This window comes from Streptomyces sp. NPDC031210 (assembly GCF_055570395.1).
Map to the genome: position 1 here is coordinate 223,256 of NZ_JBVIHH010000002.1, position 19,129 is coordinate 242,384.

Genomic DNA, 19,129 nt, shown 5'->3' on the forward strand with positions numbered 1-19,129 from the left:
TCAGAAGGCATTCCTACGGCCCTTTTTGGGGATCTTCTGATTACCGTAATGGGAGCAGTACGCCGAACAGCGGGCGTCCCCGAAGGAGTCACCATGTCCCAGCGAAGCCGGAGGTCGGCGGGCACCGCTATCGGGGCGATCACCATCGGCCTGCTCGCCTCCTGCACCGCCGTACCCGCACCCGACCGCGCGGGCGGCACGGACGGACGCAACCGCGGCCCGGCCGCCGTCTCCCCGGGACCCGCCGCCCCCGCACCGCCCGCGGGGAACGTGCCGCCGGTGCCGGTGGTCGAGTTCCCCGCGGTGCCGACCCTGGGCGCGTTCCTGGGGTCCGGCGAGGCAGGCGTACGGCGGCTGGCCGAGCTGGAGAAGTGGCTGGGCGGCACGGACATCCGGGTCGGCCACACCTACCTGCCCGGCGACCGCTGGGCGAACATCGAGGGGCGGCCGGAGTTCCTCCGCCCGTGGGCGCGGTGGAAGCGCGGCGCGGCCGACCGGATGTTCGTCCTGAACGTCCCGATGATGGAGCGCAACGAGGCGGGGCTGTCGGACTCCGAGGTGCGCGGGCTCCTGGGGAAGGCCGCGGACGGCCAATTCGACGCCCATTTCACCGCGCTGGCCCGGCACCTGGTCGAACAGGGCGTCCCGGACACGGTGATCACCCTCGGCTGGGAAATGAACGGCGTCACCTACACCCACCGGTGCGCGCCCGATCCGCAGGCGTGGAGGACGTACTGGCGGCGTATCGTCCGCGCGATGCGCGCGGTGCCCGGCCAGAAATTCCGCTTCGATTTCACGCCGAACCGCGGACGGGACGCCATCGGCTGGACGAAGTGCTACCCGGGCGACGACGTCGTGGACATCATCGGCATGGATTCCTACGACCAGCCGGCCGGCGAGACGTTCGACGAAATGATCCGCGAGCCGTACGGACTCCAGCACCAGGTCGATTTCGCGGCCGCGCACAAAAAGCAGATCTCCTATCCCGAGTGGGGCCTGTTCCGCAACGGCGACAACGCGGAATTCATCCGGCACATGCTGGCCTGGATGAAGATCCACAAGCCGCTCTACCAGACGATCACGGACTACTGCCCGCACGGCGTCTGGCAGTGCCGGGAGAACCCGCGCTCCTCCCGGGCGTACCGCTCCGCGCTCTTCGACGTGCCCGAGCCCCCGGCCCTCCCCACGGTCCCGGCCATCCCGACGCCCTCGCCGAGCGGGCCCCAGCCCACGCCCGGGAGCCCGACGTCCCCGCCCCCGGCGGCGAACGGGCGGAACTGCCTGCCGATCGACCTCGGGGAGCGGTTCGCCTCGATGTTCGGGGTGCGTCAGTTGTGCGTCCGGTTCGACGTGGTCCAGCGGCTGCTGAGCAGGGCCTTCGGCTCGCCCTAGGCGGCGCCCGGGGGGTCCCGGCGGCGGCCCGCCCGGTCGGCCGGCGCCGGCCGCGTACCGGTGGCTCCTCACCCGCCCGCCCCCTTCGCCCGCCAGGCGTTCAGCCGGACCCGCACCCCCCGCGGCGACGTCAGCCGCCGGCGGAGCGCCCCGGCCGCCAGCGACCGGCCGGCCACCCGCGCCGCGTACAGGCGCAGCACCGGGGCCAGGGCGCGGCGGGACAGCAGCAGCCGCCGGCTGGTCACCCGCTCCGGACGCCAGCGCTGCTTGTACGGCTCGGTGCCGCGCAGCAGGCTGAGCGTGCCGCGGCCGGTGCCGACCACATGCCGGGCGTCGTGGCGCATCAGCATCGTGGTGATGTCGACCTTCCTGGCCCGCAGTTCGGGGTCGGCGCCGCACAGGTACCCGCCGGCCAGGTCCGCGGAGAGCAGCATGAGGTCGGCGGCCATCACCGTGCCGTCCATCCGGTACTCGGTCAGGACCGCCTCACCGCGGGCGACCATCTCCCGGGTGGCGCGCACCAGATGCGCGGCGAACCGCGGCCGCAGATGCTCGCGTGTCACGCCCCGGCCCCGCCACTGGAGGCCGTGCAGGCGCAGCAGGTTCGTCACCGCGGCGGGCACCTCGGGCGCGGGCACCGCGCGCTCCTCGATGCCCAGCGCGTCGAGCCGGCGCAGCGTGGCCCGCACCCGGCGGGCGCGGGCGCCGCTCAGCCGCGCCAGGAGGTCCTCCATCGGCACGCCGGGCAGCTCCAGGCACACCGAGTCGGCGAGCGTGCGGTGCGGGCCCGGCCACGCCGCGCGCAACCGCTCGGCCGCGGCGCCGGGGCGCACCTCGCGCAGGTCGATCAGGGTGCCGCGGGCCGTCCGGTACAGGAACCCGGCCAGCGCCTCGGCCGCGGCCTCGGCGCACGAGTCGTCCAGCAGCACGTCGCAGAAGTCGGAGATGCTGCCGCCGAGCGGCCTGAGCACCGGGAACGGGCGGTACGTCAGCATCAGCGGCGCCGCCCCGACCAGCCGGCCCGCGCGGCGCACCAGCACCACCCGCAGCCGCCCGGGGACGCCGTACGACAGCCACCAGGAGTGCAGCCAGGCGTGGCTCTGGAAGGGGGTGGCGGTCCGGCAGCGGCGGTGCAGCGCCCGCCACTCGCCGGCCAGCGCGGCAAACCGCAGCGGATCGCGGCAGAGGGTCGCCGACAGTGCGGCCGGCTCCACCGGACCGGCCGGCCGGGGCAGCCCGGAAGACAGGGGCCGGTCCGTCGCTTCCGGGGGCCGGGTCGGCCCGGGGATGGCGGAGGCGGGCAGGGCCCGGTCCGTGGCTTCCGGGGGCCGGGTGGGGCCGGGGATGGCGGCGGCGGACGGAACCCGGTCCGCCGCCGCGGGCCGGGCGGGGCCGGGAACGGCGGCGGCGGACGGTGTCCGGCGCTCCGTCATCGCACCCGTCCTCGGACCGCGGGAGACGGCGCCGGCCCGCCCTGTGCCGGGGCCCGGCCCGCCGCCGCACCGGCCGCCGCGCGCCGCTCCCGGGGCCGTACGAGCAGCAGCAGGCCGCCCAGCAGGCCGCCCGCGCAGCCCCCCACCGCGGTGGCGACCGGTACCGACGGGGCGATCGGGGCGTCGGGTGCGGACGCCTGCGCGAACACCAGCAGCTTGGTGCCGGTCCGGGCGGCGGTGTCGTTGCCGGTCCGGGTCAGCGAGCGGGCCACCGCGTTGGCGACGTCGGCCGAGGCGCGCGGGACCGCCGCGGTGCCGGTGATCTCGATCATCGGGGCGTCCGGCGAGGTCGTCGCGCGGACCTTGCCGCGCAGCGCTTCGAGCGGCAGCCCCGAGACGCGGTGGGCGTCGGCGAGTACCGCCCCGCTGTCGGCGAGCCGCCCGAAAGCCTGCGCGAAGCCCAGGGTGCCGGCGGGGTCGGCGTGTTCGGCGGGGACGACCACGACATAGCTGGTCGCGGCGTACTGCGGCGGCTGCGTCAGACCGTAGGTCGCGCCGCCGACCGTCCCCAGCAGCGCGCACAGCGGCAGCGGCCACCACGGGGGCAGCCGGCGCAGCCGCGCGCGCAGCCGGGCACTCATCCGGCGCGCGCGCCGGGCGGGCGCCGGGGATCGTTCTCCCACGGTCTCGGCCACAGTGGTGCTCAGCACGTCGTTCACCTCTTAGACAAGGACTGGTTGCTCGGGGACGGGGACGGGGACGGATCGGGCAGTGACACCTGCGGCCGGGCCGGCCCCGCGGCGGGCGCGCCGCGCGGCGGTGTCCGGGGCGCGGCGGCCTGCGGCGCCCGGCCCAGGGCCCGTTCGTAGACGGACGTCAGGGACTCGGCGCTGCGGGCGATGTCGTAGCGCTCCACCACCGGCGGTACGGGCAGCCGTCCGGGGCCGGTGCGCCGCAACTCGGCGAGGGCGGTGGTCAGTTCCTGGGCGCCGGGGCGGAAGCGGCGGGCGCCGGGTGCCTGGTCGGCGGGCAGTTCGTCGACCGCCGGGCAACTGTCGTACAGGACGTGCAGCCCGGCGGCGAGCGCCTCCAGGACGGCCAGGCCGAACGCCTCCTCCGAGGACGGCGAGACGAAGACGTCCATCGCCGCCAGCAGACCGGGGATGTCGGTGTCGTCGGCCGGTGCGCCGGCGGGCGGCGGGCCGGCCACGCCGCCGCGCTCGCCCAGCAGGTGGACGCGGTCGGCGGCGCCGTACTGCTCGGCCATCCGCCGCAGCGTCCCGCGCTCCGGCCCCTCGCCGGCGAGCAGCAGGTGGACGCCGGAGAGCTGGGCCACCGCGCGGACCAGTACGTCGAAGCGTTTGCCGGGTACCAGCCGGCCGACGCCGCCGACGACGAAGGCGTCGGCGGGCACGCCCAGGCGGGCGCGGGTGGCGGCGCGGGCGGCCGGGTCGTACGCGAAGCGGTGCGCCTCGATGCCGTTGGGCACGACCTGGATCCGCCGCTCGGGCACTCCCCAGCGGCCCAGCCGGGCGGCGACGGTCTCCGAGACGGCGACCGTGGCCGATCCCAGGCGCTCGGTGGCCCGGTAGAGCGCGCGGACGCCGCGGGTCAGCCGGCGGCCCTCGATCACCGCGTCACCGAGCGAGTGCTCGGTGGCGACCACGGCCCGGACGCCGGCCAGCCGGGCGGCGAGCCGGCCGTAGACGCAGGCGCGGTAGAGGTGGGTGTGCACCAGGTCGTAGCGGCCGCCGCGGATGAGCCGGACCAGGCGGGGCAGGGCGGCCAGGTCGCGGTTGCCCTTCATGCCCAGGTCGGTGACCGGGGTGCCGTCGGCCTCGATGGCCTCGGCGACCGGGCCCGGGTTGGTGAGGGTGATCACCTCGCAGGACACCGGTAGGTGACGCAGCATCAGCCGTAGCTGCTGCTCCGCGCCGCCGACTTCGAGGCCGGTGATGATGTGCAGAACTCTCACCGAGGGCCCCCGGCGGCAGCGGTCGGCACGGCCTCGTCGACGGGCAGCGGGCGGCGGCGCAGCGGGTGCAGCGCGCGCTTGAGGTGCAGGCGCCAGGAGGTGTCGGAGGCGCCGATGTGGACGCGGGGCAGGGCGTACTGCCCGGTCAGTGGGCCGGGGTCGATGGCGCAGGCGTAGCCGTAGCCGGCCGCGCGGACCGCCGCCGCCACCCGCGCGTCGAGCGTGCCGTAGGGGTAGCAGAAGCCGTCCGGGGCGCGCCCGGTCAGCTCGCCGAGCAGCGTCCGGCTGCCCGCGGTCTCCCGCTCCAGCGTCTCGTCGTCGACGCGGGTCAGGTCCCGGTGCAGCAGCCCGTGGGAGCCGATCTCCAGACCGGCTCCGGCGACGGCGCGGATGCCGTCCGCGGTCAGCAGGGGCTTGCGGGGGCCCAGCGGGTCCCAGGCGTTGTCGCCGCCGGACCTGCCGGGCAGGACGAACACCGTGGCGGTGCACTCGTGGCGGCGCAGGATGGGCAGCGCGTCGGTGAGGAAGTCGGCGTAGCCGTCGTCGAAGGTCAGACCGACCAGGCCGGCGGACCGGCCGGCGGCGCGGGCGCGCAGCAGCTCGCCGACGGCGACGCCGCGCAGCCCGCGCCCGCGCAGCCAGCGCAACTGCCGGTGCAGGCGGTCGGGGGAGACGGTGACGTGGTACGGGTCCTCGGTGACGTCGGCGACCGAGTGGTACATCAGCACCCACGGCGGGGTGTTGCGGGCGCGGCGGGCGGTGGGGACGGTTGCGGTGGCGCGGAGAGGCGCCGGGGCGAGGGGCATGTGGCGTTCCTTCGGGCGGTGGCTAGGGGGTGTCCGGCGGATCTGCGGGGAGGGGCGGGCGGGCGGTGGTGCGGGGGCGGGCGGTCCACGGGGCCAGGCGCCGGGCGCCGGCGGCCAGCCGGCGGACCTCCGGGGCCCGCACGGCGACGGCGGTGACGGCGAAGACGGCGGGTACCAGCACCGCGCCGGCCACCGCACCGGCCGGCGCCGGGGAGAGCAGGGCGGCGACCGGTCCGCCCACGGTGGCGGCCGCGGCGGCCGCCACCACCAGCCGGCCCAGCCCGCCGGCGACCCGGCGCACCTCGATGGCGACGACCCGGGTGCCCAGGCCGTGCAGCAGCAGCGCAGCGGTGGCCGTGATGCCGGCGGCGTTGGCGGCCGCGATGCCGTGCACGCCCCACCAGCGGACCGCGAACAGCCCGGCGACGACGGTGATCAGCAGCCCGGTCGCCATCGCGGCGGCCGGGTACCAGGTGGGCCGGGCGGCGGAGAAGAACGGCCGGATGAGGGCGCCGACCAGGCTGTGGCCGAGCAGGCCGAGCGCGTACACCCGCATCACCGAGGCGGTGGCGGCGGTGTCCGCGGCGGTGAACGCGCCGCGCTGGAAGAGCAGGGCGACGATCTGCGGCGCGCAGGCGATGACGTACGCGGCGCCCAGCAGCACCACCAGGCCCGCCAGCGTCAGATCGCGCTCGACCCGCCGCCGGGCCCGGTCCGCCTGGCCGTCGGCGAGCGCGCGGGCCACCACGGGGAAGGTGACGGTGCACAGCATCAGGGAGAAGAGCATGGGCATCTGCGCGACCTTCTGCGCGTAGTTCAGATGCGAGATCGCGCCGGCCGGCAGGGAGGAGGCCAGGAACCGCTCGATGAGGACCTGGGCCTGCCGGCCGAGCGCGAAGCAGGCCACGGGCGCCAGCAGCCCGAAGCCCAGCGACGCCGCCCGCCCGGGGGCGGCCGGGAGCACCCGCCGCCGTTCGCCGCGGGGCGGCAACTTCCGTAGGAAGGCGGGGAGTTGGACGACTGCCATGGCGGCGCCGCCGAGCGCGACCCCGGCCGCGGCCGCCCGCACGCCCCACAGGGAGTGCAGGACCAGCGTCGTGCCGATGATGCAGAGGTTGTAGGCGACGTAGATCGCGGCGGGCGGCACGAAGCTGCGGTGGGCGCGCAGCACGGCGCTGAAGTAGCCGGCCACGCCGAAGGTCAGGACGCTCAGCGCGGTCAGCCGGGTGCAGTCGACGGCCGGGCCCGGATCGGCGAGCCCCGGTGCCAGGATCCGTACCAGCAGGGGAGCGCCGAGCGCGAGCAGCGCGGCACCGGCGGTCAGGGCGCCCAGCAGCCGGGGGAAGGTGGCGCTCAGCAGGGCCGCCACGGGGTCCCGGCCGTCGGCGGACGCCCCGGGCGGGCCGCCCGCGCGCGCCGCCCGGGCCGAGAGGGCCAGGCTGAACGCCGGGATCAGCAGCAGCGCCATGGCGTCCTCGATCAGCAGCGTGGCCGCCATCTCGGGCACCGTCCACGCCACCAGGAACGCGTCGGTGTCGCGGCCGGCGCCGAAGAGGTGGGCGAGTGTCTGGTCCCGCAGCAGCCCGCACAGCGAACCGGCCGCGGTGAGCAGCGCGGTGACCCCCGCCGCGCGGGCCAGGAAGCGGCCGGGCGGGCCGCCGCCGTCGGGGCCCGCCGGGGCTGCCGGGCCCGCCGGCGCGGGCACGGACACGGGCGGGGATACGGGCACGGAAGCGGGGGCGGGCAGCGTTGCGGGCGCCGCCCGCCACCGGGCCCGCGTCCGCGCCGGCGGCCCGCTCACCGCGCCGCCGCCCCGCCGCCGGGCTCCGGCGACGCCAGCGCCCACCAGCCGACCAGTCCGAACAGCACCGCCGTCAGCACCGTCGAGGCGCCTCCGGTGTCGGAGTACAGTAAATCGACGAGCTGCCAGATCAGCAGGCCGGCCGCGACCAGCCCGCAGTCGGCGCTCCGGCCGACGCGCCGGGCCGCGGGCAGCCGGCGCAGCGCGCACACCAGCAGCGCCGCCCAACTCCCCGCCAGCGCCGTGAGCCCGATCAGGCCCTGCTCGCTGAGGACCAGCAGATACATGTTGTGGGGGGAGAGCAACGGCTCGCGCCGGAAGGCGTGTCCGGCGCCCGCGGTGTCACCGCCGGAGGACAGTCCGAGCGGGGCGTGCCCGTCGCGGTGGGCGGCGAAGCCCTTGAGGCCGACGCCGGTCAGCGGGGCGTCGCGCCACATACCGGCCGCCGCCGCCCACAGCGCGTACCGGTCGGTGACCGACCGGTCCGGGGCGTCGGAGACCGCGGTGATGCTGGTGACCCGCTCGCTGATCATCCGCGAACCCACCCCGGCGCCGCCCACCAGCAGCACCGCCGCCGCGGTCACCACCGCCAGCGCGCCCAGGGCCTTCCGCGGCCCGGCCAGCAGCAGGACGGCCACGGCGGCCACCGCCGTGGCGATCCAGGCACCCCGGCTGAAGGACACCGCGAGCGGCACCACCAGCGCGGCCGCGCTGCCCAGGGCGGCCGGCCGCACCCACCGGGGCGCGCCGGCGTCCGGCGCGAGGGCCAGGGCGAGTGCGGCCACCAGGCCGTAGCCGACGACGGTGGCCATCCCCATGACGTCCAGCGGCCCGAACGTGCCGACCGCGCGGATGTTCTGCCCCATGTACGAGGCGCCCGTACCGGTGACGTACTGCGCCACGCCGATCGCGCCCTGCACCAGCGCGAGCACCACCACCGACCCGGCCACCACCCGGAAGTCCCGGGCGTCGCGCAGCGTCAGCACCAGCGCGGCCGGCACCAGCACGAAGATCTGGAGGGCTCGGACGAATCCCGGCAGGCTCGCCATCGGGTCGCCCGAGGCGGCGGTGGCCACCGCGCAGCCCACCAGGGGCGCGCCCAGTACGAGCGCGGCCGTACGGTTCAGCGGCCGGGCGCGCCGCAGCAGCAGCCGCAGCGCACAGCACAGCACCAGTACGGCGGAGGCCGCGTCGGCCGGAGTGACCTTCTCGACCGCGACATCGCCGCGGTCGGCCGGCGCGCACAGCAGCAGGACGGTGGCGAGCGCCGGGAGGAGCGGCGCGTACCGCGCGCTCAGCGTCCGCGCCAGGCCGGCCGGGCGCCACGGCCCGGACAGCACGGCAGGTGGTGCGCCGGCGCTCACCTGCCCTCCAGCCGGAACAGTGAGGCGGCGGTGCGCAGCAGGATCAGGATGTCCTGCCACAGCGACCAACTGTCGATGTAGAGGTTGTCGAAGCGCGCCCGGTCCTCGATGGAGGTGTCGCCGCGCAGCCCGTGCACCTGCGCCAGGCCCGTGATGCCCACCGGCATCCGGTGCCGGGCGCCGTATTCGGGGTAGCTCTGACTGAACTGCTGGACGAAGAAGGGGCGTTCGGGGCGCGGTCCGACCAGGCTCATGTCGCCGCGCAGCACGTTCCAGAGCTGCGGCAGCTCATCGAGCGAGGTCCGCCGCAGCAGCCGACCCACCGCGCTCATCCGCCCGTCGTCCGCCACGCTCCACCGCGTCGCCGCCTCGTGCGCGTCGCTGGGCCGCAGGGTGCGGAACTTCAGCAGGGTGAAGGGCCGCCCGTGCCGCCCGATACGTTCCTGCCGGAAGATCACCCCGGGGCCGTCGGCGAGCCGTACGGCCAGCGCGCAGCCCAGCAGCACCGGGGCGGTCACCGCGAGCGCCGCCGCGGCCAGCGCGAGGTCCAAAGCCCGCTTGCCCGGGCCGCCGTGGCGGGGCGCGCGGGTGTCCAGGCGCCGGCAGGAGAAGCCCCACAGGTGCTCGGTGCCGCGGCCCGCCGGATGGTGCCCGGCCGCGGCGCCCGCCAGCCACACCTGCGACCCCTGGTCGGTCAGGCGCCGCACCAGCGCCGCGGTCTGCGGGTCGGCGGCCGGTGGCAGCGTGAACACCGCGTCCCGCACGGTGTTCTGGATGACGGCCCGGGTGACGTCCTCGGTCGAGGTCAGGCGCGGCAGCGGCGGCTCGGCCTCGTCCGGCTCCGCCTCGCGGGCGGCGGGCGCGCAGGGGCCGAAGACGACCAGGCCCACCGGGCGCATGCCGTATTCGGGGTGGTGGTGCAGCGCGGCGGCGAGCTGCCGGCCGGCCTGCTCCGGCCCGACGATCAGGGTGGCGCGCGGTGCGCGGCGGGCCGCGCCGCGCCCGGCCCGGTAGACCGCCGCCCGGCCGGCGCCGGCCAGGACGACATGCGCCGCCACCGCGCACGCCAGCGTGCCCACCGACAGCGCCGCCGCGGCGTCGACGGCGGCCAGCGCCGAGGCCGCCGCGCACCAGCAGACGGCGGCCCGGCCCAGCAGCGCCGGCAGGTCGCCGAGCGCGGTGGGGGCGAGCCGCGGCCGGTAGAGCCCGGCGTGGGCGTTGAGCAGCAGCAGGCACAGCACGGCGGGACCGAGCAGTGCCAGGGTCAGGGCCGGGCCCCGTACGAGGAACGCGGCGCCGGCGGTCGCCAGGCAGTCGGCGGCCATCAGCGGGGCGGTGGTCCGGTGCCGTACGGCGGGCCGGGGCTCGGCCGGTGGCGGCAGGCCGGGCCCCGGCCGGCGGGGCGGATAGACCGCGGCGGTCGCCGGCCGGGTGGCCGCCGCGGACCGGGGCAGGACCCGGGCGGGATGGGTTGCGTCCGCGCTCTCCGTCGTCATCGCCTGATCTGCTCTCTGTTCTCGGGGCACGACGCGCCGAGCAGTTCGCGGTACAGATCCAGGACCGCTGCCGCCGTGCGCCGCACGTCGTATGTCGTCCGCACGTGTGCCAGGGCCCGCAGGCCCATCGCCACGCGTAGCTGATGGTTGGTCAGCAGGCCGCGCAGGGCCCGTTCCAGGGCGGCCGGATCGTCCGGCGGCACCAGGCAGCGGGACGCCGCGCCGGGCGGCAGGCTCTCCCGGGCCCCGCTCACGTCGCTGACGATCACCGGGCGGCCGCAGGCCATCGCCTCCAGAGGGGCCAGCGCCATGCCTTCCCAGCGCGAGGGCAGGACGACCACATCCGCCGCGCGGTACCAGGCGGCGGGGTCGTGGGTGGCGCCCGCGAAGAGCACCCCGGGCGGCGTGGCCTCGTGCAGGCGCCGCCGGTCGGGCCCGTCCCCGACGAGCACCAGCCGGGCGGCGGGCACCGCGGTGGCGACGCCGGGCCACGCGCGCAGCAGCGTCGACTGGCCCTTTTGCCGGCACAGCCGGCCCACGCACACCACCAGGGGCGCATCGGTCGGCAGGCCGCTCAGGGCGGGGAGCGCGGCCCGGTGCCGCGGCGCCTCGTCGGCCGGTGCGGGGAGGAAGTGGTTCAGGTCCACTCCGTTGCGGACCACCGCCCACCGGGCCGGTACGCCCGCCGCCGCGCCGCGCAGCCGCTCCGCCTCGCTCACACACAGCACCCGGTCCGCCCAGCGCGCCGCGTACCGCTCCCAGCCGAGCGCCAGCCTCGCCATCGGCCAGCCGACCGCCTCGAAGGACCAGGCGTGCGGCTGGTGGACGGTCGGGAGCCGGCCGCGTACGGCCAGCCGGGCGGCGAGTCCGGCCTTGGCGCTGTGCGCGTGGACGACGTCCGGCCGGGTCCGGCGGATCAGGCGGGCCAGCCGCCACACCTCGCCGGCCAGCGCCCGGCCGGGGGAGCGGTCGGCGGGCCACTCGGTCACCTCGGCGCCCGCCGCGGCGGCTTCCGGCAGGAGCCCGTCACCGGGCGGCGCGGCCACCACCACCCGCAGCCCGGCCGCCACTTGTGCCCGCGCCAGGTCGGCGACGACCCGGGCGACCCCGCCCTCGACGGGCTGGGAGACATGGAGAACCGTGGGCCGTTCCTCTGACTGCACGTCTTGCGACAGCACGCGTACCGCTCCCCTGTTTACCGAGCTGACAGAACTCTCTGCGGGAATTTCCGGGGCATGCCGCTCAGCGCCGGGTCTCGGTCTGTGTGAAGAGTGCACCGAGGACATATCCCTCGCTGCGGGTGCCGAAGCGGAAAGTGAGACGGTCACCGCCGGACCGCAGGGCGGGGGTGATGTCGAATACGTCGGAATCAAATCCGAGCGTGTTCCGGTAAGCGGGCAGCCGGACCGTCTCGCGGCCGAAATCGGTGATGGTCGAATTCATCACATCATTCGCCGGGTTGGCGGCATCCAGCACCCTTACCGGCGTCTGCCGGTCGGTCGCGACGGAGAGCGAATTACTTCCGGTGGCCCGGTCGCCGTCATATGCCACGACACCCGCGCGGCCGCTCGCCCCCTCCGGAATCCGCAGATCCCGCAGCCGCACCGCGAGGCTCCGGCGGCCCGAGTCCAGCGGCTGGAAGCCGTCCCACAGGGTGAGTTTGCGCAGCGGCTGCCGGTCGTTCTCGTAGGCGACGACCAGCGTCCAGCCGCCCCAGGCGCCCGCCCGGGACCGGCCCATCGCCACATTGACCTGGGCGACGGTGTACGCGCCCGGACCGCTGTCGCGCACCAGGGCGGTGACATCCGCCGACGCCTGGAAGGCGTCGGTGCCCGGTGTGATGCGGTGCCCGGTCATGGTGTCCGCGAGTACCTGCTTGTACTGGCCGCCGGGCTCGGCGATCAGCACCCGCCCGTTGTCGGCGGCCGGCTTCTGCTCGCCGACCCGGAGGTTGCCACCCCAGTACAGCCGGGCGTAACTCACCCGGGAGCCGGCCGGGAGCCGCAGGTCGGCGCTGCTGGAGTTGTAGGTGTTGGGGTCGGAGTCGATGTCCGTATACGTCATCTCGTAGCGGCCGTTGGCGCCCGGGCCGCCCTGCTGGGCCGCCGCGCAGGAGTCCTCGGGGCCGCCCACCGGGCGGCAGGTGATCGAGGAGTTGGCCGCGCGGGTGATGCCGCCGTGCTGGGTCGCGTGGTAGCGCTCGGCGAAAGGAATTCGCTCCGATTCTCCGGTCGCGGGCGCCGCCGCTGCCGGAGACAGGGTGGCCGACAATGCCAAGGACACGAGGGCGCACACGACGCCGCGCCCGGTGAGGTCCATCGACTTCCGCATGTCTTCTCTCTCCGACTTCTATCAGTCAAACCGGAGAGCACTCTGACAGAAAGCATGTTGGAAATCGTGCGAGGCACGCCGGGTGACCCGACGGCGATTCCGATCAGCGGAATACCGGACTTCCGTGGCGGCCGCTTCAACGGCCCGCCGGAAGAAGGTTTTACCGGACGGACCAACGCCCGCATCCCTCCCGCATTTCGCTCGTTGAGTCGGGTGCCTCATTCGTGAACTGAAAGGAGAATGGTGATGAAGCGGATCCTCATGACCGCCACGCTGGCCGCTGCCGGCTGTGCCATGGTGGTGGGTGGCGCGGGTGCGGCCACGGCTGCGGCTCACCACAGCCACGGCACGGTCAAGAGCCATGGCGCGGTCAAGAGCCAAGCGCCCCACAAGAGCGGCGCGGTGGCCAAGGCCATTGCCAAGCGTTCCCCCGGCGTCATCAGCGGCAACGTCGTCCAGGTGCCGATCCACATCCCGATCAACGTGTGCGGCAACAGCGTCAACGGGATCGCCGCCGCGAACTTCGCCTTCGGGAACACCTGCACCAACAAGTGATCCGGCCGTCGTCCCGGAAGTGCCCCCAGACGGCCGGGATCGACGGATGAAGCGGCGGCCCGTCCACGACTTCGGTCGCGGGCGGGCCGCCGCTTCCGTCACACCCGCCGGCCCGGTGGCGTACCGCGCTGACCAGGCGATACGAGCCCCCGCCCAGCAGTCATACTGAAGGCATGGCGAAGAGCAGGCGCGGGCGCGGCGGCCCGGAGGCCGTCGTGGAGACGGTGGACGGCGGAGTCGCGGAACTGCGGCCCGACCGGGACCGGCCGCGCGGCTGGACGCTGCTGATCGATGACGCCCCGCAGTCCCATGTGGACCTCGACGACCCGGCGTACCTCGACTTCGCCTACCAGCGCCGGCTCGGCCACATCGCCGATCTGGCCGCACCACCGGGCAAGCCCCTGCGCGTGCTCCACCTCGGCGGCGGCGCGCTGACCCTGGCCCGCTACATCGCCGCGACCCGGCCCCGCTCCACCCAGCAGGTCATCGAGATCGACGCGCCGCTGGTCCAACTGGTGCGCGCACACCTTCCGTTGGAGGGAGGCTGGCGGATCAGGGTGCGCACCGGCGACGCCCGCGAGGGGCTGGCGAGAATCCCGGACGACTGGGCGGATCTGGTCATCGCCGATGTCTTCGCCGGGGCCCGCACGCCCGCGCCGCTGACCAGTACGGAATTCGTGGCGGGCGCGCGGCGGGTGCTGCGGCCCGGCGGGTTCTACGCGGCGAACCTCACCGACGGGCCGCCGCTGCGCTTCCTGCGCGGCCAGGTCGCCACCGCCGGTGCGGTCTTCCCCGAGCTGTGCCTGACCGCCGACCCGGCCGTGCTGCGGGGCAAACGGTTCGGCAACGCCGTACTCCTGGCGGCCGACGGGGAGCTGCCGGTCGCCGAGCTGACCCGGCGGGCGGCCACCGATCCGCAGGCCGGCCGGGTCGAACACGGCCGGGCGCTGCGGGACTTCACCGGCGGCGCCGCGCCGGTCACCGACGCCACCGCGGTCGCCTCGCCGGCGCCGCCCCCGGACGCCTTCGACTGACATCCGGGGGCGGCCGGCGCCCGGGCCGCCGCCGGTGGCCGCCTACTTGGCGTTGTTGCTGGTCTCGACCGTCGGCGCGTGCCCGTTCCAGGTGCAGATCACGGACGTACGGGCGGCGCCCCCGGTGAAGTCCACCCGGATCCACCCGTCCTGCTTCCACACCTGCATCTCCCAGCCCGAGTTCGGCGTGGCCGACACCAACTGGGCGGAGGCGGCGCCCAGGTCGAAGACGACCCGGCCGCCGAGCGTGGAGTAGCTGCGCACCCGCCCGGAGGAGGCCGGCGAATCGGCCGGCGCGGTGGACGAAGGGCCGCCGGAGAGCGGCCCGCCGGAGTGGGTGGGCGCGGACGGCGCGGGCGGGGACGGCGACGCGCCGGGGTCGGTCGCGTCGGACGGTCTGGGCCGGTGGGTGGAGGAGGCGCGCGGTGCGATCTGGCCGTCCGCCCGCGCCCCGGAGGAGTGCGGGCGGTCGGACAGCGGCAGTGCGCGCGGTGCGTCGTAGGCCGTGCCGGACAGCACGGTGTGCACCCCGAACCACGACAGCGTGACCGCGGCGCCCGTCGCCAGCGTCCAGGCCGCCGCGTGAACCAGTCCTCGTTGCATCCGGCTCATATTGCACCACTCCTCCGTCCGCCCGCACCCGCCGGCGACGGCCGTCAACCCCCGTTTTCGTGTCAACCCCAGGTAAAGAAACCCGCTCGTATGGCGTACGGTGCCGCCCATGGCACGTGTGCTCGTCGTCGAGGACGATCAGTTCGTACGCTCGGCCCTCATCCGGCATCTGACCGAGGCCGCCCACACCGTACGGAGCGTCGGTACCGCCCTGGAGGCCCTGCGCGAGGTGGCGCACGTCGGATTCGACGTGGTCATCCTGGATCTGGGCCTGCCCGACCTGGACGGGGGCGAGGCGCTGAAGATGCTGCGCGGCATCACGGACGTTCCGGTGATCATCGCCACAGCCCGGGACGACGAGACCGAAATCGTCCGGCTGCTCAACGACGGCGCCGACGACTACCTCACCAAGCCGTTCTCCGTCGAACACCTCTCGGCCCGGATGTCGGCCGTACTGCGCCGCTCCCGCGCCACCGCGCCCGGCGCGGAACCCCCCTCACGAGTGATCCGCGTCGGCGGCCTCGCCATCGACCCGCTGCGCCGGCAGGCCGAGCTGGACGGCGCCGCCCTCGACCTCACCCGCCGGGAGTTCGACCTGCTGGCCTTCCTCGCCGGGCGGCCGGGCGTCGTCGTCTCCCGCAGGGAACTCCTCGCCGAGGTCTGGCAGCAGTCCTACGGCGACGACCAGACCATCGACGTCCACCTCTCCTGGCTCCGCCGCAAACTGGGCGAGACCGCCGCGAAACCCCGCTATCTGCACACGCTGCGGGGCGTGGGCGTCAAACTGGAGCCACCGCTGTGAGGTGGGCGCTGGTCAAGGTGGCGCTGGCCGTCACCACGATGGTCGTGGCCGCCTTCGCCGTCCCCCTCGGGCTCGTCGTCAAGGAGTTGGCCCGCGACCGGGCGTTCTCCTACGCCGAGCGGCAGGCCGCCACCATCGGCCCGGTCCTGGCCATCACCACCGACCGCACCCAACTGGAGCGGGCCGTCGCCAGCGCCGAGACCGGCCCCGGCGGCCGCATCGGCGTCCACGTCCCCGCGGGCAGGTCCGGCAAGAGCGCCGAGATCGGCTTCCGGCGGGCCGCCCCGGAAGACGTCGCGGCCGCCGCCAAGCTCGGCCGCGCCTCCATCTCGCCGGTCCCCGGCGGCTCCTCGCTGCTCCAGCCGACCGCCGTCGCCTCCGGCATCGCCGTCGTCGAGGTCTACGTGCCCGACGACGCGCTCACCAACGGCGTCACCACCTCCTGGGCGGTCCTCGCCGCCGTCGGACTCGCCCTCATCGTCGGGTCGGTGGCCGTCGCCGACCGGCTCGGCACCCGGATGGTGGGCCCGGCCGAGCGGCTGGCCGGCGCCGCGCACGACCTCGGCAAGGGCGAACTGGGCGTCCGCGTCCCCGAGGACGGGCCCAAGGAGCTGCGGTCCGCGGCCGTCGCGTTCAACTCCATGGCCGACCAGGTCGTCCAACTGCTCGCCAACGAACGCGAGCTGGCCGCCGACCTCTCCCACCGGCTGCGCACCCCGCTGACCGTGCTCCGGCTGAACGCCGCCTCGCTCGGTGACGGGCCCGCCGCCGAGCAGACCCGGGCCGCCGTCGCCCAGTTGGAGCGCGAGGTCGACCAGATCATCCGCACCGCCCGCGAACAGAAGGCGCACTCCCAGCAGGTCACGGCGGCGGCCGGCTGCGACGCCGCCGAGGTGATCCGCGAGCGGATGGACTTCTGGTCCGCGCTCGCCGAGGACCAGGGCCGCACCGTCCGCATCGCCGGCGCCGACCGGCCCGTACGCGTCCCCGTCGCCCGCCCCGAACTCGCCGCGGCCCTGGACGCCATGCTCGGCAACGTCTTCCGGCACACCCCGGAGGGCACCGCCTTCGCCGTCGACGTGCACAACGCCGAGGACGCCGTCATCGTGCTCGTCTCCGACGCCGGTCCCGGCATCGCCGACCCGGACGCGGCACTGCGCCGCGGCCACGGAGGCGGCGGCGACGGATCGACCGGCCTCGGGCTGGACATCGTGCGGCGGCTGGCCGAATCGACCGGCGGCGACGTGCGCATCGGCCGCTCCGTGCTCGGCGGCACCGAGGTACGCGTCTGGCTGGCCCTGGACGACCGGCGCGGCCACCACGGAGCGCGGCGCGGACACCGGCTGCGCCGCAGGCTCGGCACCCGGCGCAAACGCGCCGCGGCCCGGCTCTGACACCACCCCGGACAGGGGCTCTTAACCAGCCCCTTTCGGTTCCTTAAGGCGGCCATAATTCCGCCAACTCCCGTACCGAACCGGGCTTTTGTCCGTTTGTCTGCCGCTAGCGTTCCCGACGCGTCCCCCCACCCCCACACGACGACAGGCAGGCACCAGATGAGTTCCTCGGCACACCGCCGGCGTATGAGCCGCACCACCAAGCTGACCGGGGCGGCCGTGGCCGCCGCGCTGGCGACCGGCGGCGCGTTCGCCGTCACCGGCGCCGCCCAGGCCACCAAGGCACCGCGGACCACCCAGGCGAAGGCACCGCGGAGCGCCCCGGCCAAGGCGGCCGGCGCCTTCGCCCCGTACGTCGACACCTCCCTCGCCCCCGCCTACGACCTGCCCGGCACCGCCAAGAAGACCGGGGTGAAGAACTTCACCCTCGCCTTCGTCACCTCCGGCGGCGGCTGCACCCCCAAGTGGGGCGGCTCCGGCGAACTGGGCAGCGACCAGGTGGCCCGGCAGATACCCGCCCTGCGGGCGGCCGGCGGCGACGTACGGGTCTCCTTCGGCGGCGCCAACGGCTCCGAGCTGGGTGTGGCCTGCGGCTCGGCCGGCGAACTGGCCGCCGCCTACGGCAAGGTCATCGACACCTTCAAGCTCACCAAGGCCGACTTCGACATCGAAGGCGGCGCGCTCCCCGACACCGCGGCCAACACCCGCCGCGCCCGGGCCATCGCACAGCTCCAGAAGAAGCACCCGGGCCTGGACGTCTCCTTCACCCTGCCGGCCATGCCCGAGGGCCTGACCCAGGACGGCGTGAACCTGGTCGCCGACGCCAAGAAGAACGGCGTCAAGATCTCCGCCGTCAACATCATGGCGATGGACTACGGCGCCTCCTACGACGGCGACATGGGCACCTACGCCGTCCAGGCCGCCACCGCCACCCAGGGGCAGCTCAAGAAGGCGCTCGGGCTGAGCGACGCCGCGGCCTGGAAGACCGTCGCCGTCACGCCCATGATCGGCGTCAACGACGTGCAGAACGAGGTCTTCAAGGTCGAGGACGCCACCGAGCTGGTGAAGTTCGCCCGCACCAAGCACCTGGCGTGGCTGTCGATGTGGTCCTCGACCCGCGACAAGGCATGCGAAGGCGGCGCGTCGCCGTCCGCGCAGCCGACCTGTAGCTCCATCGAGCAGGCGCCGCTGGACTTCACCAAGGCGTTCGGCGCCTACACCGGCTGACCCGCGGCCGTACACCGCCGATCCGCGCGGCGCCCGGGCCGCCTTGACGGGCGGGACGTGGCGGGGCATCCCCCCACCCGCCGCGTCCCGCCGCCCTCACCCCGGCCCGCCGCCGGATCCGGCAGCCGGCCCGCGCGCGGCGCCGAGGGACCGCGCATCAACTCAGCCCGGGGCAGGCGAGTTACCGCCCCGGCCCACCCTCAGTCGCGTCCGCCCCGCCCCGTACGGCCGTTCGGAACGCGATCGGGGTGGTGCCCGCCCGGCGCTGGAAGAACTTGCCGAAGTTGGTCGCGTCGGCGAAGCCCAGCCGGTCCGCGATCCGCGCCGCCGACAGGTCGCCGTGCGCCAGCAGCCGCTTGGCCTCCAGCACCACCCGCCGGTCGATGAACTCCTTCGCGCCCACCCCGGCGGCGGCCTCGGTGGCCCGGGAGAGCGTGCGCGGGGCGTAACCCAGCGCCCGGGCGTAGTCCGCGACCTGGCGGCTGCGGGTGAACTCCCGCTCCACCGCGTCCCGGAACCGCAGATACGTCTCGCTCGCCTCGCAGTCGCCCGCCCCGCCGCCCGCCGGCCCGGCCGGATGCGCCGCCCGCAGCACCAGGACCGCCAGCAGATGCCGCAGCACCTCGATGTGCACCTCCAGCGGCAGCCCGCCCAGCGCCCCGAACTCCTGGTGCAACTGCCCGATCGCCTCGTCCACCCGCCGCGCCGCCGCCCCCTCCGGGCGCCGTACCGCCGGGCCGTACCAGTCCTCGACCCGGGCCGCGGCCGCGGTCGCCGGATCCAGGAAGCCGGCCTCGAACAGCACCAGCCGCCCCTCCGGGCGCCGTACCGCCGGGCCGTACCAGTCCTCGACCCGGGCCGCGGCCGCGGTCGCCGGATCCAGGAAGCCGGCCTCGAACAGCACCAG

16 protein-coding genes and 1 pseudogene are annotated in these 19,129 nt (G+C 75.4%); 6 read left to right on the forward strand and 11 right to left on the reverse strand.

The features are described from left to right. The first annotated feature begins 93 nt into the window (after positions 1 to 93). Entirely contained in the window at positions 94 to 1,392 is a 1,299-nt protein-coding gene (locus tag ACZ45Z_RS04760) for a glycoside hydrolase family 26 protein (protein WP_468356086.1), read from the forward strand. Between the two features lie 68 nt (positions 1,393 to 1,460). Here ACZ45Z_RS04760 and ACZ45Z_RS04765 read toward each other — a convergent pair whose 3' ends face one another. The 9 genes from ACZ45Z_RS04765 to ACZ45Z_RS04805 form a co-directional block, all read right to left on the reverse strand. Then, positions 1,461 to 2,825: a GNAT family N-acetyltransferase gene (locus tag ACZ45Z_RS04765; RefSeq protein WP_468356089.1), complete on the reverse strand. Its 1,365-nt coding sequence runs from the start codon at positions 2,823 to 2,825 to the stop codon at positions 1,461 to 1,463. Next, the gene (locus tag ACZ45Z_RS04770) at positions 2,822 to 3,535 is read right to left on the reverse strand and encodes a YveK family protein (RefSeq protein ID WP_468356092.1); all 714 of its coding nucleotides are present in this window, start codon (positions 3,533 to 3,535) and stop codon (positions 2,822 to 2,824) included. Before ACZ45Z_RS04770 ends, ACZ45Z_RS04765 begins: the two co-directional genes overlap by 4 nt. Positions 3,536 to 3,540: 5 nt before the next feature. Next, the gene (locus ACZ45Z_RS04775; protein WP_468356095.1) at positions 3,541 to 4,800 is read right to left on the reverse strand and encodes a glycosyltransferase; all 1,260 of its coding nucleotides are present in this window, start codon (positions 4,798 to 4,800) and stop codon (positions 3,541 to 3,543) included. After that, positions 4,797 to 5,606 (reverse strand): polysaccharide deacetylase family protein, encoded by an 810-nt coding sequence (locus tag ACZ45Z_RS04780; RefSeq protein WP_468356099.1) that lies wholly within the window; start codon positions 5,604 to 5,606, stop codon positions 4,797 to 4,799. Before ACZ45Z_RS04780 ends, ACZ45Z_RS04775 begins: the two co-directional genes overlap by 4 nt. 22 nt (positions 5,607 to 5,628) lie before the next feature. Then, a complete protein-coding gene (locus ACZ45Z_RS04785) occupies positions 5,629 to 7,317 on the reverse strand; it encodes a lipid II flippase MurJ (RefSeq protein WP_468356102.1) in 1,689 nt (562 codons plus the stop codon). An 86-nt stretch (positions 7,318 to 7,403) separates the two neighbouring features. Then, entirely contained in the window at positions 7,404 to 8,771 is a 1,368-nt protein-coding gene (locus tag ACZ45Z_RS04790) for an O-antigen ligase family protein (RefSeq protein ID WP_468356105.1), read from the reverse strand. Further along, positions 8,768 to 10,267 (reverse strand): sugar transferase, encoded by a 1,500-nt coding sequence (locus ACZ45Z_RS04795; protein WP_468356108.1) that lies wholly within the window; start codon positions 10,265 to 10,267, stop codon positions 8,768 to 8,770. Before ACZ45Z_RS04795 ends, ACZ45Z_RS04790 begins: the two co-directional genes overlap by 4 nt. Then, positions 10,264 to 11,445, reverse strand: a complete 1,182-nt coding sequence (locus tag ACZ45Z_RS04800) for a glycosyltransferase (protein WP_468356111.1) — start codon at positions 11,443 to 11,445, stop codon at positions 10,264 to 10,266. Before ACZ45Z_RS04800 ends, ACZ45Z_RS04795 begins: the two co-directional genes overlap by 4 nt. Positions 11,446 to 11,509: 64 nt before the next feature. Then, positions 11,510 to 12,598 carry a hypothetical protein gene (locus tag ACZ45Z_RS04805; RefSeq protein ID WP_468356114.1) on the reverse strand — a complete coding sequence of 363 codons (1,089 nt, stop codon included), beginning with the start codon at positions 12,596 to 12,598 and terminating at the stop codon, positions 11,510 to 11,512. A gap of 246 nt (positions 12,599 to 12,844) precedes the next feature. Between ACZ45Z_RS04805 and ACZ45Z_RS04810 the strand changes: the two genes are divergently transcribed. Continuing rightward, entirely contained in the window at positions 12,845 to 13,153 is a 309-nt protein-coding gene (locus tag ACZ45Z_RS04810) for a chaplin (RefSeq protein WP_468356117.1), read from the forward strand. Positions 13,154 to 13,326: 173 nt separating this feature from the next. Continuing rightward, entirely contained in the window at positions 13,327 to 14,187 is an 861-nt protein-coding gene (locus ACZ45Z_RS04815; protein WP_468356120.1) for a spermidine synthase, read from the forward strand. A 42-nt stretch (positions 14,188 to 14,229) separates the two neighbouring features. On the opposite strand, the gene ACZ45Z_RS04820 is transcribed toward ACZ45Z_RS04815, so the two are convergent. After that, a complete protein-coding gene (locus tag ACZ45Z_RS04820) occupies positions 14,230 to 14,790 on the reverse strand; it encodes a hypothetical protein (RefSeq protein WP_468357344.1) in 561 nt (186 codons plus the stop codon). 118 nt (positions 14,791 to 14,908) lie between these two features. Between ACZ45Z_RS04820 and ACZ45Z_RS04825 the strand changes: the two genes are divergently transcribed. From ACZ45Z_RS04825 to ACZ45Z_RS04835, 3 genes and pseudogenes are all read left to right on the forward strand, one after another. Beyond that, complete coding sequence (locus tag ACZ45Z_RS04825) at positions 14,909 to 15,601, forward strand: response regulator transcription factor (RefSeq protein ID WP_468356123.1); 693 nt, start codon at positions 14,909 to 14,911, stop codon at positions 15,599 to 15,601. Then, positions 15,598 to 16,995 carry a sensor histidine kinase gene (locus tag ACZ45Z_RS04830; protein WP_468356126.1) on the forward strand — a complete coding sequence of 466 codons (1,398 nt, stop codon included), beginning with the start codon at positions 15,598 to 15,600 and terminating at the stop codon, positions 16,993 to 16,995. The genes ACZ45Z_RS04825 and ACZ45Z_RS04830 overlap by 4 nt, the downstream gene beginning before the upstream one ends. A 339-nt stretch (positions 16,996 to 17,334) precedes the next feature. Then, positions 17,335 to 18,222: pseudogene (locus tag ACZ45Z_RS04835) on the forward strand (chitinase); the annotation flags it as partial. 181 nt (positions 18,223 to 18,403) lie between these two features. Here the strand turns inward: ACZ45Z_RS04835 and ACZ45Z_RS04840 are convergent. Beyond that, positions 18,404 to 19,129, reverse strand: a 726-nt coding sequence (locus ACZ45Z_RS04840) for a helix-turn-helix domain-containing protein (protein ID WP_468356129.1), incomplete at its 5' end; no start/stop codon positions are given.

Coding starts and splice junctions, on each gene's coding strand:
- ACZ45Z_RS04760 (WP_468356086.1), top strand. CDS start 94: ATGTCCCAGCGAAGCCGGAGGTCGGCGGGCACCGCTATCGGGGCGATC.
- ACZ45Z_RS04765 (WP_468356089.1), bottom strand. CDS start 2,825: ATGACGGAGCGCCGGACACCGTCCGCCGCCGCCGTTCCCGGCCCCGCC.
- ACZ45Z_RS04780 (WP_468356099.1), bottom strand. CDS start 5,606: ATGCCCCTCGCCCCGGCGCCTCTCCGCGCCACCGCAACCGTCCCCACC.
- ACZ45Z_RS04795 (WP_468356108.1), bottom strand. CDS start 10,267: ATGACGACGGAGAGCGCGGACGCAACCCATCCCGCCCGGGTCCTGCCC.
- ACZ45Z_RS04805 (WP_468356114.1), bottom strand. CDS start 12,598: ATGCGGAAGTCGATGGACCTCACCGGGCGCGGCGTCGTGTGCGCCCTC.
- ACZ45Z_RS04810 (WP_468356117.1), top strand. CDS start 12,845: ATGAAGCGGATCCTCATGACCGCCACGCTGGCCGCTGCCGGCTGTGCC.
- ACZ45Z_RS04815 (WP_468356120.1), top strand. CDS start 13,327: ATGGCGAAGAGCAGGCGCGGGCGCGGCGGCCCGGAGGCCGTCGTGGAG.
- ACZ45Z_RS04820 (WP_468357344.1), bottom strand. CDS start 14,790: ATGCAACGAGGACTGGTTCACGCGGCGGCCTGGACGCTGGCGACGGGC.
- ACZ45Z_RS04825 (WP_468356123.1), top strand. CDS start 14,909: ATGGCACGTGTGCTCGTCGTCGAGGACGATCAGTTCGTACGCTCGGCC.